Source organism: Pseudonocardia halophobica, from assembly GCF_050948485.1.
Taxonomy (GTDB): domain Bacteria; phylum Actinomycetota; class Actinomycetes; order Mycobacteriales; family Pseudonocardiaceae; genus Pseudonocardia; species Pseudonocardia halophobica.
Window position 1 is genome coordinate 4635705 of the sequence record NZ_CP192046.1, and the last position, 12668, is coordinate 4648372.

Consider the following 12668-nt stretch of genomic DNA (forward strand, 5'->3'; position numbering starts at 1 on the left):
GGAACGCTAGCCGGGTCTGGCAATCGGTTATCCCGGACGAATGCATTATCGGGGACGGCCGGCCACGGTACGGTCGGCCGATGCTGGCGCGAGCGTGGGGAATGGGCCGGTCCCTGGCGATGTACCACGGCATCCCCGGCCGGCACCGGCGGATGGTGCGGTTCTACCGGCAGTTCCTCGGCCACGGCGACCTCGCGCTCGACGTCGGTGCGCACGTGGGCAGCCGGGTGCGGGCGTGGCGGCGGATCGGCGCCCGGGTGATCGCGGTCGAGCCGCAGCCGGACTGCGTGCGGGTGCTCCGGCTGTTCTTCGGTCGCGATCGGGGCGTGACCATCCTGCCCGGCGCGGTCGGCGCCGAGCCGGGGCGCGCGCGGATCGGGGTGTCCACCCGGACCCCGACGGTCTCGTCGATGTCGCCGGACTGGATCCGGGCCGTCTCCGCGGACAGCGGGTTCTCCTGGGTGCGGTGGGACCACGAGGTCGAGGTCGACGTCGTGACCCTCGACGACCTCGTCGCCGCGCACGGCACCCCGGCCTTCTGCAAGATCGACGTCGAGGGCTTCGAGGCCGAGGTGCTGGCCGGGCTCCACACGCCGGTGCGGGCGCTGTCGTTCGAGTACCTGCCGCCCGCGCACGACGCCGCACTGGCCGCCCTCGACCTCGTGGCGGACCTCGGGCCCTACACCTACAACTACTCCCCCGTCGAGACCCTGCGGTTCGCGAGCGACCGCTGGCTCACGGCCGACGAGCTGGCGCGGCTGCTGGAGCGGTACCGCCCGCTCGGCCGCTCCGGCGACGTCTACGCGCGGCTGTCCGCCCCCGCGTCCTGACGCGGCGGGTGCACCGGCACCCAGCCGACGTACTTGCCGGTGCGGCCGTCGCCGGAGGAGCGGCCGCGCAGGCGCCGCCCGATCCAGGGCAGGACGTGCTCGCGGTAGTACCGCAGCTCCGCCGTCAGCCGGCGGTTCCGGGGCGAGTCGGTGCGCACCTCCTGCACCGCCGCGCCCTCGCCGAGCGCCGCCAGGACCAGCGCGGCGACGCGCCGGTGGCCCTCGGCGTTGAGGTGGAGGCGGTCGGGCGACCAGTACTCCGGCCGGCGGATCCTGGTGTCGTGGAAGACGTCGACGAGCTCGACGCCGTGCGCCGCGGCGATCTCCGCCACGCGGGTGGTGAGGAGCTCGGCCCGGGTGTGCACGGCCCGCCCGAACGGCAGCTGCGACGAGGGATCGGCGCCGCTGAGCAGGACGAGCCGCACGCCGGCGTCGGTGCACCGCTGCACGGCCCGCTCCGTCAGCGCGGCCAGCCGTTCGACGTCGGCCCGCGGGCGCAGCATGTCGTTGCCGCCGCCGTTGAGGGTCATCAGCGTGGGCGCGGGATCGAGGGCCAGCGCGGCGTCGAGCTGCTCGGTGACGACGGGTTCGAGCAGACGCCCGCGGATCGCGAGGTCGGCGTACCGGACGCCGTCGGGCCGGGTGGCCGCGAGCCCCGCCGCTACCCGGTCGGCCCATCCCCTGGTCGTCCCGTCGGGCTGCTCGTCCCCGACGCCCTCCGTGAAGCTGTCCCCGATCGCCACGTACCGCACGCGGCCATTGTCCCCGCGGCCCGACCGGGCCCTCGACGCCCTCGCTGAGCGAACGTTCGTGAAGTAGGGTCGAGAGCGGTGGTCACCGGCGATCAGAGGAGTGGAACGGAATGGCGGTCAAGCTCCGGCACGGCGTCTTCATGGCCCCCTTCCACCGGACGGACGAGAACCCGACCCTGCTCTTCCGGCAGGACCTGAAGCTGATGGAGCTGCTCGACGACCTCGGCTTCCAGGAGGCCTGGATCGGCGAGCACCACTCGGCGGGCATGGAGACCATCGCGTCCCCGGAGCTGTTCATCGCGGCGGCGGCCGAGCGCACGCGGCACCTGCGGCTGGGCACCGGGGTGGTGTCGCTGCCGTACCACAACCCGCTCATGGTGGCCGACCGGATCGTGCAGCTCGACCACATGACGCAGGGCCGCGTGATGTTCGGCGCCGGTCCCGGACTGCTGGCGTCGGACGCGCTCATGCTGGGCATGGACCCGGCGGTCCAGCGCGACCGGATGGCCGAGGCGCTCGACGTGATCCTCCGGCTGTTCCGCGGCGAGGTCGTGACCGAGCGGACGGACTGGTACGAGCTCGTCGAGGCGCGCCTGCACCTCCCGCCCTACTCCGACCCGCACCCCGAGGTGTGCGTGGCCAGCGCCGTGACGCCGTCGGGCGGCCGCCTGGCCGGCCGGTACGACCTCGGGATGCTGTGCGTCGCGGCGGGCGAGAACGCCGGGTTCGACGCCCTCGACGTCAACTGGCGGGTCGCGAACGAGGTCGCCGCCGAGCACGGCCGCACGATGGACCCGAGCCGGTTGCGGCTCGTCGTCGGGATGCACCTCGCCGAGACCCGCGAGGAGGCGATGGCACAGGCCCGGCACGGCCTGCAGGCCCAGGTCGACTACCTGAACAACAACATGCCGCGGATCTTCGCTCCCGACGGCGTCGACCTCGTGGAGTGGTACGCCGAGCAGGGCGCGGGCGTGATCGGCACGCCGGACGACGCGATCGCCCGGATCGAGCGCCTGCAGCAGAAGATGCCCGGCTTCGGCGCCCTGCTCCTCAACGCCCACGACTGGGCCACGTGGGAGAACACGAAGCGCTCCTACGAGCTCTACGCCCGGTACGTCATCCCGCACTTCGAGCGGTCGAACGCGCCCCGGCAGGCCTCCTACCGATGGGTCACGGAGCACCAGTCCGAGCTGACGGAGAAGCGCACCGCCGCGGCCCGGGCGATGTTCGACAAGCACGAGGCGGAGTGGGCCGCGAAGCGGTCGGGCAACGGGGCGGACAGCCCGTCCGGTAACGGCGCGCGGCCGGCGGCGGGCCGGGAGTCGACCTTCGGCTGATCGCCCCGGAGGACGGTGCGTGTCCCCCGATCACCCGAGCCCCGGTTCATCCCGGGGCCCGGTCGGCCGGTCGATCCCGGCGGCGTCCCCTTCGGACGACCCTGTGGATCACCCCACCACACCGACCGGAAGAGGAACCATGACCACCGCCGTCCGCACCCCGCCGTCCAGCCCGGCCCCCGCCGCCGGCCCGCCGCCCGACCGCCGGGCGGTCCGCCGGATCAACCTCGCCAGCATGGCGGGCACCACGATCGAGTACTACGACTACTTCATCTACGGCACGGCCGCCGCACTGGTCTTCGACAAGGTCTTCTTCCCGGAGATCGGTGGCGTCACCGGCGCCCTCGCGGCGTTCGGGACCTTCGCCGTCGCGTTCGTGTTCCGGCCCGTCGGATCCATCCTGTTCGGTCACATCGGCGACCGCCTGGGGCGCAAGCGCACACTGATCCTCACGCTGATGATGATGGGCCTGTGCACCGTCGCGGTCGGGCTGTTGCCCGGTGCGGCGACGATCGGGATCGCCGCCCCGATCCTGCTGGTCGCGCTCCGCGCCGTCCAGGGCCTCGCCGTGGGCGGGGAGTGGGCCGGTGCCGCCCTGTTCGCGTCCGAGAACGCCCCGGACGGCCGGCGCGGGCGGTTCGCCCTCTACCCGCAGGTCGGCGCTACCGTCGCGTTCGCGCTCGCCGCCGCCACCTTCCTCGCCGTCGACCTGGGGATCGGCGAGACGAGCGCGGCCTTCCTCAGCTGGGGCTGGCGGGTGCCGTTCGTGCTCAGCGCGCTGCTGATCGGGGTCGGGCTGTACGTGCGCCTGCACACCGAGGAGACGCCGGTCTTCACCGCCGCCGCCCGCACACCCCGCCGCCGCGGCGTGCCGTTCCTCGAGGTGTGGCGGCGCCAGCCCCGGACGATGCTGCTGGCGACCGGCCTGACCACCGGCATCTTCGCCGTCATGTCCATCGCCTCGGTCTACCTGACGAGCTACGCGACGAGCGCCCTCGGGATGAGCACGGCGGGCATCCTCGTGATCGACATCATCGGGGGGCTCGCCACGGTCGCGATCACCGCGGCCGCCGCCGTCCTCTCCGACCGGTTCGGCCGGCGCCCGCTCGTCCTGGCGGGATGCATCGCGCTGGTGGTGTGGTCGCTGGTGCTCTTCCCGCTGATCGACACCCGCTCACCCCTCGCGATCGGCACCGGGATCGTCGTCCTGCTCGGCCTCATCGGCCTGGCCTACGGTCCGCTCGGCGCCTACCTGCCCGAGATGTTCTCCACCCGGCACCGCTACACCGGCGCCGGCCTGAGCTACAACCTCGGCGGGGTCGCCGGTGGCGCGGGCATCCTGGTGGCTGCCGCCCCGCTGGCCGCGTCCGGCTGGGGACCGATCGCCCTCGGCATCTGCCTGGCGGCGCTACTGCTGATCTCCGTCGGGTGCCTGTGGGTACTCCCGGAGACGCGCGACAGGTCGCTCACCGACGGGTGAGACGCGCCTGCCACGAGGTCCCGGCCGGGAAGGCCGGGACCTCGTGCGCTGCAGGGGTTATCCGACCGGGTACCCGGTGCCGGGCAGCAGCGGCAGGCCGTAGAGCGCGCTCGCGTTGCCGCCGAGGATGCGGCCGAAGCGCTCGTGGTCCCGCCGCACCGACAGCGGGAAGGAGTCCGGCTCGTCGAAGTCCCAGTGCGGGTAGTCGGAGGAGAACATCAGCTTGTCGGCCATGCCGGAGGACTCGAACAGGCTGAGGACGTCGTCGAACCAGCGGGGGTTCTCCGGCTCCTCCATCGGCTGCGTGGTGAACCAGAGGTGGTCGCGGATGTACTCCGACGGCAGCCGCTGCAGCTCCACCTCGCGCGGCATGATCCGGTAGGCGTGGTCCATCCGCCACGCCAGCGGGACCACCCAGGACCAGCCGAGCTCGACCATCGCGACCTTGAGCCCCGGGAAGCGGTCGAACGTGCCCTCGAAGACCAGGCTGGCGATCACCGGGAAGTTCAGCCCGGCGAAGTCGCAGTGCTCCTCGAAGTAGAAGTTCGCCGGACCCGACGGCGTGATCCGCCGGCCGGAGAGCACGTGGAAGCCGACCGGCAGCCCGTAGTGCTCGCAGGCCTCCAGCACCGGCCAGTACTTGCGGTGCCCGATGCCCCGCTCGTTGTCCGGGGCGAGCATCACCTGCACCCAGCGGTCGCCCGCGGGCCCCTCCTTGCGCCGCACGATCTCCTCGACGGCCAGGTCCGGGATCTCGTAGGGCAGGTTGATCGAGCCGTACCAGCGCGGGTCGTCGGCGAACCACACCTCCTCGCGGTAGGTGTTCAGCGCGGTGCAGAAGGCGGCGCAGAACTCCGCGGGCACCCGCATCCCGCCGCTGAGCGGGAAGCCGCCGATGTCGTTGAGCACGGCGGCGCTCATGTCGTAGGAGTCGAGCAGCTGTTCGCGCGCGAAGGCCGGGTCGATGCCGGGCGCCCCGCCGCCGGGCGGCACGGCGTCCCACCGGCTGGCGAACTCCCGGTGCCGGGGGCGGTCGCCGCCCGGCGCGCCCGCCCGCAGGCCGGTGTGCACGAGGTAGTCCTGCCAGCGCGGCGGCAGGTGCCGCAGCACCCCGGGGATCGCCGGGTTCATCGACGGGTGGACGTCCGCGTCGATGATCCCGAGCGTCGTACCGGCCCGGACCGGTGCCTCGACGGTGGCCTCGAGCGTCATGCCGTCCCTCCCCGGACGTCGGCGGACGGTGCGGGCCCGACCAGCGACCGGTCGATCTCCTTGACCGACGTGGCGCCGACCAGCGACATCGCCCGGATGATCTCGTTGTGCAGCAGCTCGAGGACCCGGTCGACGCCGGCCTCGCCGCCCGCCGCCAGGGCGAACATGTAGGGCCGCCCGACGAGCACGGCGCGGGCTCCGAGCGCGAGCGCACGGACCACGTCCGTCCCCCGCCGGACCCCGCTGTCGAGCAGGACCTCGAGCCGGCCGGCGGCCGCGTCGACGACCTCGGCGAGCACGTCGATCGTCGCGGGGGCACCGTCCAGGTTGCGGCCGCCGTGGTTGGACACCACCACGCCGTCGACGCCGAGGTCGGCCATCTCCCGGACCTCGTCGCCGCGCAGCACCCCCTTGACCACCAGCGCGCCCGACCAGCGCTCCCGCAACCGGCGGATCTCCCCCGCGCTCACGGACCGGCTGTGCATGATCGCGTCCGTGAAGTTGTCGTAGGCCCGCTTGGCGGCGAAGAGGTCCAGGCCCGCGCCGCCGGTGCCGAACAGGAAGTCCCGCGACCAGCGCGGATGGGCCAGCCCGGCCAGCGCGAGCCGCGGCGACGGGGCCACCGGCAGCGTGACGCCGTTGCGCAGGTCCTTCTCCCGGTAGGGCTTGATCGGCGTGTCGATCGTGACGCACAACGTCCGGTAGCCGGCCGCCGCGACCCGGTCGACGAGCTCGTCGTTCTGCGCCTGGTCGGGCTTGAGGTAGAGCTGGTACCACAGTGGACCGCCCGCCGAGCGGATCACGACCTCCGGCCGCTCCCCCGAACCCCCGGGGACGGCGTAGATCGTGCCGGCCCGACCCGCGGCGCGCGCCACGGCCGGCTCGGCGTCGCTGTGGCACATGCGCGCGAAGCTGCACGGCGCGAGCAGCAACGGCATGGACACCGGATCGCCCAGCACCGTCGTGGTCGTGTCGACGTGCGCCACGTCGACCAGCGCCCGCGGCCGGAGCGGGATGCGCTCGAAGGACTCGGTGTTCCACCGCAGGGTGTGCTCGTCCCCCGCACCGCCGTCGACGACGTCGAACACGGCCTTCGGCATCCGCCTGCGGGCGGCGCGGCGCAGGTCCGCCACGCTGTGGGCCCGGGTCATCCTCATCCGCGACGGTCCCCCTTCCGGGCGGGCGACGGTGCCCGCCCCGCAACCGTGCCCCGCACGGGTGGCGATCGACTACGGCGGTCGTGCCGAAGTGCGGTGCGCCGCGGTTGTGCGACCCGACAAAATCGCGCCCTACGACGCCACGGATGCGCCGCCGCGCGACCCGTGCAGACGGTCCCAGGCCAGGGCCCACCACACCTGGGCCAGGTCGTCGTAGTCGCGCAGCGAGCAGCCGGTGATCGACTCGAAGCGGGTGAGCCGGTACCGGACGGTGTTGGTGTGCAGGAAGAGCTGCTGCCGGGTCGCCTCGAGCCGGCTGCCGTTGCGCAGGTAGCGCTCGACGGTCTCCAGGATCGCCGCGCCCGAGGCGCCGAACCGCTCGAAGGGCTTCACGAAGCGGTCGTGCATGAGCTCGCCCAGGTCGTGGTCCGCGACGACGGCGGGGTGCAGGCCGAGGTCCGCCACGCTCACCACCTCGGTGCGGCCCAGGGCCAGCGCCGTCTCCAGGGCGCGCGTGGCCAGCCGGAACACCGCGGGCAGCTCGTGCAGCGGGACGGGCGGCGAGACCCCGACGGCGGTCGGCGGCGGCTCGGCCGGGAGCACCGCGACGAACCCGCAGAGGTCGCCGTCGACCACCGTCATCATCCCGTTGCGGCGCTCCGCCGTCGCGGCCACGCGCAGGTAGCGCTCCATGAGCCGCAACGAGTCCGGGCCCGGCGCCGGGCGGGCCCGGAAGGCGCGGTACTCCCGGTCGCGGTCCAGGCCGTACGCCGCTGCGCCGCTCCCGATCTCCGACGCGGCCATCGAGCCGGAGATGATCCGGCGCACGAAGCCGTCCTGGTGCTCCTGCGCGCGGCGCTGCATCTCGAGCTCGGCCTCGCGGTGGCCCGCGGCGAGCGCGACCATGCTCCACGCCGACCAGGCCTGCTTGATCGCGAACAGCTCCAGCAGGAGGCTGTCACGGTACGGCGACGGCGGCGCGAGCTCGCGCACCAGGTCCACGAAGATCTTCTGGTGCTGCATCGAGGTCTGCAGCATCTCGGCCACGCCGACGCCCTGTCGGGCGCGCTCCTCCCCGACCTCCCGGAGCGGGCCGTCGTCGTCGACCTCCCCCGGGTGCCGGCGGGCCCGGACGCCCTCGACCGACACCGAGAGGTTGCGCCGCCAGCTCTCCCGCAGCACGTCCCGCTCGACGTGCCGGTACGCGCTGTGTGTGAACACCCGCTCCAGCATCCGGTCGGCCATCGGGCCGTGCCCGTCGAGCAGCCCGGTCTCCTGCAGCCGCGCCATCAGGGCGTCCCACGCCTCGTCCCGCGTCGCGGCGTCCCGACGGCTCACGGAAGCACCTCCTCGTGCCTCGCCCCCGTGCCCGTCGCCGGTCCCGCGGGGGCACCGTTCGATGATGCAACCGCTTGACTCGTGCGTCGACCTCCGTTCGGGGGCGGGATCAGAGGCGGTACCAGTCGCGGGCGGTGCCGGCCATCAGGCGCGGCCGCATCGACGGCGGCGCCGCGGCGAGGAGCTCGGCGATGTCGTCGTCGTAGCCGTGGGGGTAGTCGGTGGCGAACATCAGCATGTCGTCCGAGCCGAGCCACTCCAGCACGGTGGCGGTCTGCGCGCGGGTGCCCAGGTCGGCCGGGGCGACGGAGAACCGCATGTGCTCGCGGATGATCTCCAACGGCCGCCGGTCCAGCCACGGGACCTCCCGGCGCAGCCCCTTCCACTCCTTGTCCATCCGCCAGCCCCACACGGGCAGCCAGGTGAACCCGCCCTCGAGCACCGAGACCCGCAGCTCCGGGCAGACCTGGAACACGCCCTCGGACACCAGGCTGGTGACCTGCGCGGTGAAGGACTGCCACTCCGCGGCGTACTCCTCGACGTAGTAGGAGGAGTACCCGCTCGACGACGGCGCGTCCGTCGTGATCCCCCCGAAGTGCAGCCCGGCCACCAGGCCGTGCTCGGCCATCGCCTGGAAGACGGGATGGAACTGCCGTTGCCCCCACAGCGTGGCGTGCCGCACGGGCAGCAGCACCTGGACGAACCCGGGATGGTCGCCGACCCGGTGGATCTCCTCGATCATCGCGGCGGGGTCACGCGCCGGGATCACCAGCGTGCCGGCCAGCCGCGGGTCCCGGTCGAGCCACTCGGCCACCAGCCAGTCGTTGACGGCCCGGGCCAGCGCCGCCGCCCAGTCCGGGTGCCGGAGCGAGTCGACGGCGTAGTAGCAGGTCAGGATCGCGCGCTCGACCCGCCACGGGTCGAGCACGTGCTGCTGCAGCAGCCCGAGCTCCGAGGCGGGCGGCCGGTCGGCGGGTCGCCACTCGGGCCGGCACGAACGGTCCGACCCCGGCGGGTAGGCGAGGTTCACCCCGCCGACGGGGCCGTGCCAGCCGCGCTCGGTGCACCAGGCGATCCAGTGCCGGGACAGGTACGGGAAGAGCGCCTCGAGCGACGGGACGTTGGCGTGCACGTCGCAGTCGATCACCGGCCCGGCCCACACCGCGTCCCGGGTCGTGTTCTCCAGCAGCGCGGTCGTCATCGCCCCTCCCGCGTCCCCGCCGCCTTCCGGGCCTTCCGGGCCTTCCGCAGGTCGACCACCACGTACTCGTCCTCCACGCCGACCTCGACGGTCTCGGCGGTGTACGGCCCGGGCACCCGGCCGGCGTGCGGCACGCCGTCGACCTGGTCGGCGCCGGCGACCTCGACGTCGTAGGTGCGCAGCCGGGTCCGCGGGTCGAACCAGGACTGTCCGGTGCGGACGTCGAACTCCCAGCCGTGCCACGGGCACATCAGCAGCGCGGTGTCCTCGTCGTAGTCGAACTCGCCGGGCCGGGGCGAGGTCAGTCCGGCGACGACGTTGCCCTTGCACATCTCCGCCCCCTGGTGCGGGCAGCGGTTGATCAACCCGTAGAACGAGCCGCCGACGTTGAACACGCCGACCTGCCGCCCACCCACCTCGACGAGCACCCGCCCGCCGTCGGGGATGTCGGCGGCCCGGCCGACGACGTACCGCCCGCTCATGCCTGCGCGAGCGCCGGGCCGGCGACCGAGCGGCCGTGCTTCAACGCGGCTGCGGCACCCGTGGCGACCAGGCGCTGCTCCATGGCGACCGACAGGAAGTCCATGCCCCAGCCGCGGCCGATCTCCGGGTCGCCCGGACCGAGCGCGAGCATCCCGGCGCGCTTGCCCGCCCGGTGCGCGGCGTCGACGATCGCCCGGTGCCGCTCGTCGACGAGCGGGTCCGTGTAGGACATCGACGGCCGTCCCCCGCCGGAGATCGACAGGTCCGTCGGCCCGACGAACAGCACGTCCAGCCCCGGTACGGCGGCGATCTCGTCGAGGTTCGCCAGCGCCTCGAGGGTCTCGATCTGGGCGAACGTCACGATGTCGGCGTTCGCCTCCGTGAAGTACCGCGCGCCGTCGGCCGCCCGGTAGGGGCCGTAGGAGCGGGAGCCCTCCGGGGGGTACCGGCACGCGGCCACGAACCGTTCGGCCTGCTCGCGGGTGTTGACCATCGGGCACATCACGCCCCGGGCGCCGGCGTCGAGCACCCGCCCGACCAGGATCGGGTCGTTGCCCGGGACCCGCACCACGGGCACCGTCGGGGTGGCCGCCAGGGCGATCACCGCCGTGACGACGTCCCGGTACTCCGCCATCGTGTGCTGCATGTCGATGACCACGGAGTCGTAGCCGAGCCGGCCGACCGCCTCCACGGAGAGCACCGAGGAGCCGGAGACCCAGCAGTCCACGGCGGCTTCGCCCGCCGCCCATCGGTCGCGGATCGCGTTGGTCGGCATGGGCTGGCCCTCCGGAGCGTCGACGTCGACAACTGTGCTGAACGTTCGCTCAGTCGGACCGCCGACGCATCGGCAGAACCTCCACAGTCGGGCCGGGGACGCTTGGCGGTTCCGACAGCGACAGTGCCGGACGAACCGCCCTAACTTCGTCGGACGCAGTGTCCCAGCTCACAGCCTCGCACGACGACGTGCGGACCCGAGGAGATGACGCCGTGACCGTCGAAGAACCCGTGAGCGTCACCGGACGCGTGGGGGCGGACCGTCCGCCGGGCCCCCTCGAGGAGCGGCACGCGCGGTCGCGGTCCTTCCGCAACGTCAGCGACGGCGACGCGTCCGAACGGCTCACGTCCACGCACTGGCACATCGCGACCGCGCTCGGCCTGGGCTGGATGCTCGACGGGATCGTCATCGCGCTCTACGCGCTGATCGTCCCGTACCTGTTGGAGGACTTCGGGATCAGCCTGAACTCGCTGACCCTCGCGGTGACGGTCACCGGCATCCTCGCCGCGTTCGCCGCCTACTTCTGGCCGTGGCTGGCCGACCGCATCGGCAGGCGCACCGCGTTCATCGTCAACGTGGCGCTGACGTGTGCGTTCCTGGTGCTCATCGTGGTGTCGCGGAACTGGCTGTTCTTCATCGTGTTCTACACGTTGATGCGCGTGACGATCGCGGGTGAGTGGGCCATCGGTTCCCTACTGACGGTGGAGACCTGGCCCGCCCGGCACCGCGCCAAGATCCTGAGCGCGGCCCGGTCCCTCTACGGCTACGGCGTGGTCGTCGCCGGACTCACCGGCACCTACATCATCGCGCCCCACGGCTGGCGGTGGGCGTTCCTGGTGCCGGCGGCGATCGGCCTGCTGGCGATCTACGTCCGGTTCCTCTGCCCGGAGTCGCCGGCGTGGGTGCGGAACCGCGACGCCGTGATGGCGCGCACCGAGGACGCACCCCCGGAGGACCGGCCGACCTGGGCCGAGCGCGCCCGCAAGGCGTCGGTCGGCCAGCTGTTCGAGCCGGGCCAGCGCAAGCGGACCTATGTCGCCCTCTTCGTCGCCGCCACGGCAACGATGTCCTGGTACACGCTGGGCTACTGGGCGCCCTTCTACCTCAAGGAGACCCACGGCTGGTCCACCGCCGAGTACAGCAACTGGTACATCTGGTGGGGCGTCGCCGGCGCCTTCGGCTACTACCTCATGGGGTGGATCGCCGACCGGTGGAGCCGGTTCCGCGCGATGCTCACCGGCAACGTCATCTTCATCGTCACGCTGATCCCGTGGGCGCTGGCGACCGAGTCCTGGCAGCTGTGGGTGTTCGGGCTGGCGTCGAACTTCGGCCTGATCGGGGTGTGGGGCACGGTCCTCACCTACACCGCCGAGCTGTACCCGACCCGCATGCGCGGGGTGGGGATGGGTCTGACCTGGATGGTCGCGGGCTTCCTCGGCGTCCTGGTGCCCTACGGCGCCCTGTGGGTCCGCAACGTCACCGGCTCCTTCACCGCCGCCTTCATGCTCATCCCGGTGCTGCTCGTGATCCAGCTGATCGGCCTGCTCATCGCACGGATGGACTACGCGGGCAAGCAGCTGGACTCGATCGCGACCTGAGCGCGCCGGCGGCCGCCGCGATTCGACGGCGGCCGCCGGAGGGATGTGCGGTCAGCCCGCGCGCAGCCGCGGGGTGCGCTGCAGGGCGGTGCGGGCCACGGCGAGGTGGTGGGCCACCTCGGCCGCGATCAGCTCGCTGTCGGCGGCCGCGTCGCCGGTGGCGCGGGCGCGGTGGCTGTCCACCAACGCCTCGAGCGAGGCGAGGAGGCGGTCGCCGATGTCGGTGCGGCGTTCGTCCAGGGACGGGGCGGGCTGGTCGGAGAGTGCGGGTACGGCGGACATGGCTGTGCTCCGGAAGGACGCAGGGTCGGGGACGACGGTGCGGCCGCGCCGGCGGATCGCCGGCGGGCGGGCGCGGTGGCCGTCACCGACAGAGGGCGGCCTCGGTGCGGCAGAAGTCGACGTGCCGGCGCCGCGACCAGATCCCGCGGTCCCAGGTGCGCACGGCACGTACTCAACCCGTCACCCGAACCGATTGTCAAGAGCATGAACGCTCGGTGTCGCC

12 protein-coding genes are annotated in these 12668 nt (G+C 73.0%); 4 read left to right on the plus strand and 8 right to left on the minus strand.

Annotated features, from left to right (window positions below):
- Nucleotides 1-80: 80 nt before the first annotated feature.
- Nucleotides 81-830: an FkbM family methyltransferase gene (locus tag ACQP04_RS22030; protein ID WP_433502452.1), complete on the plus strand. Its 750-nt coding sequence runs from the start codon at nt 81-83 to the stop codon at nt 828-830.
- Here the strand turns inward: ACQP04_RS22030 and ACQP04_RS22035 are convergent.
- On the minus strand, nt 800-1582 hold the full coding sequence (locus ACQP04_RS22035) for an SGNH/GDSL hydrolase family protein (protein ID WP_433502453.1): 783 nt from the start codon (nt 1580-1582) through the stop codon (nt 800-802). The two genes, ACQP04_RS22030 and ACQP04_RS22035, sit on opposite strands and share 31 nt — an antisense overlap.
- 110 nt (nt 1583-1692) lie before the next feature.
- On the opposite strand from ACQP04_RS22035, the gene ACQP04_RS22040 reads away from it, so the two are divergent.
- On the plus strand, nt 1693-2919 hold the full coding sequence (locus tag ACQP04_RS22040) for an LLM class flavin-dependent oxidoreductase (protein WP_433502454.1): 1227 nt from the start codon (nt 1693-1695) through the stop codon (nt 2917-2919).
- Nucleotides 2920-3058: 139 nt separating this feature from the next.
- The gene (locus ACQP04_RS22045) at nt 3059-4399 is read left to right on the plus strand and encodes an MFS transporter (protein ID WP_433502455.1); all 1341 of its coding nucleotides are present in this window, start codon (nt 3059-3061) and stop codon (nt 4397-4399) included.
- Nucleotides 4400-4456: 57 nt separating this feature from the next.
- On the opposite strand, the gene ACQP04_RS22050 is transcribed toward ACQP04_RS22045, so the two are convergent.
- The 6 genes from ACQP04_RS22050 to ACQP04_RS22075 all read right to left on the minus strand — a co-directional run bounded on the left by ACQP04_RS22050 (nt 4457) and on the right by ACQP04_RS22075 (nt 10565).
- A complete protein-coding gene (locus ACQP04_RS22050) occupies nt 4457-5611 on the minus strand; it encodes an amidohydrolase family protein (protein ID WP_433502456.1) in 1155 nt (384 codons plus the stop codon).
- Nucleotides 5608-6768, minus strand: a complete 1161-nt coding sequence (locus ACQP04_RS22055) for an alpha-hydroxy acid oxidase (protein WP_433502457.1) — start codon at nt 6766-6768, stop codon at nt 5608-5610. The genes ACQP04_RS22050 and ACQP04_RS22055 overlap by 4 nt, the downstream gene beginning before the upstream one ends.
- Nucleotides 6769-6900: 132 nt before the next feature.
- Complete coding sequence (locus ACQP04_RS22060; protein WP_433502458.1) at nt 6901-8106, minus strand: PucR family transcriptional regulator; 1206 nt, start codon at nt 8104-8106, stop codon at nt 6901-6903.
- 109 nt (nt 8107-8215) lie between these two features.
- Entirely contained in the window at nt 8216-9307 is a 1092-nt protein-coding gene (locus ACQP04_RS22065) for an amidohydrolase family protein (protein WP_433502459.1), read from the minus strand.
- On the minus strand, nt 9304-9789 hold the full coding sequence (locus ACQP04_RS22070) for a Rieske (2Fe-2S) protein (protein ID WP_433502460.1): 486 nt from the start codon (nt 9787-9789) through the stop codon (nt 9304-9306). Before ACQP04_RS22070 ends, ACQP04_RS22065 begins: the two co-directional genes overlap by 4 nt.
- A complete protein-coding gene (locus tag ACQP04_RS22075; RefSeq protein WP_433502461.1) occupies nt 9786-10565 on the minus strand; it encodes an HpcH/HpaI aldolase family protein in 780 nt (259 codons plus the stop codon). Before ACQP04_RS22075 ends, ACQP04_RS22070 begins: the two co-directional genes overlap by 4 nt.
- A gap of 212 nt (nt 10566-10777) precedes the next feature.
- On the opposite strand from ACQP04_RS22075, the gene ACQP04_RS22080 reads away from it, so the two are divergent.
- Complete coding sequence (locus ACQP04_RS22080) at nt 10778-12163, plus strand: MFS transporter (RefSeq protein WP_433502462.1); 1386 nt, start codon at nt 10778-10780, stop codon at nt 12161-12163.
- A gap of 51 nt (nt 12164-12214) precedes the next feature.
- Here ACQP04_RS22080 and ACQP04_RS22085 read toward each other — a convergent pair whose 3' ends face one another.
- The gene (locus ACQP04_RS22085; RefSeq protein ID WP_433502463.1) at nt 12215-12445 is read right to left on the minus strand and encodes a hypothetical protein; all 231 of its coding nucleotides are present in this window, start codon (nt 12443-12445) and stop codon (nt 12215-12217) included.
- Nucleotides 12446-12668: the final 223 nt, after the last annotated feature.

Bases quoted from the DNA above. Each gene is read 5' to 3' on its own strand.
- ACQP04_RS22055 (WP_433502457.1), bottom strand. From the start codon at position 6,768: ATGAGGATGACCCGGGCCCACAGCGTGGCGGACCTGCGCCGCGCCGCC.
- ACQP04_RS22050 (WP_433502456.1), bottom strand. From the start codon at position 5,611: ATGACGCTCGAGGCCACCGTCGAGGCACCGGTCCGGGCCGGTACGACG.
- ACQP04_RS22085 (WP_433502463.1), bottom strand. From the start codon at position 12,445: ATGTCCGCCGTACCCGCACTCTCCGACCAGCCCGCCCCGTCCCTGGAC.
- ACQP04_RS22045 (WP_433502455.1), top strand. From the start codon at position 3,059: ATGACCACCGCCGTCCGCACCCCGCCGTCCAGCCCGGCCCCCGCCGCC.
- ACQP04_RS22030 (WP_433502452.1), top strand. From the start codon at position 81: ATGCTGGCGCGAGCGTGGGGAATGGGCCGGTCCCTGGCGATGTACCAC.
- ACQP04_RS22070 (WP_433502460.1), bottom strand. From the start codon at position 9,789: ATGAGCGGGCGGTACGTCGTCGGCCGGGCCGCCGACATCCCCGACGGC.
- ACQP04_RS22040 (WP_433502454.1), top strand. From the start codon at position 1,693: ATGGCGGTCAAGCTCCGGCACGGCGTCTTCATGGCCCCCTTCCACCGG.
- ACQP04_RS22065 (WP_433502459.1), bottom strand. From the start codon at position 9,307: ATGACGACCGCGCTGCTGGAGAACACGACCCGGGACGCGGTGTGGGCC.
- ACQP04_RS22075 (WP_433502461.1), bottom strand. From the start codon at position 10,565: ATGCCGACCAACGCGATCCGCGACCGATGGGCGGCGGGCGAAGCCGCC.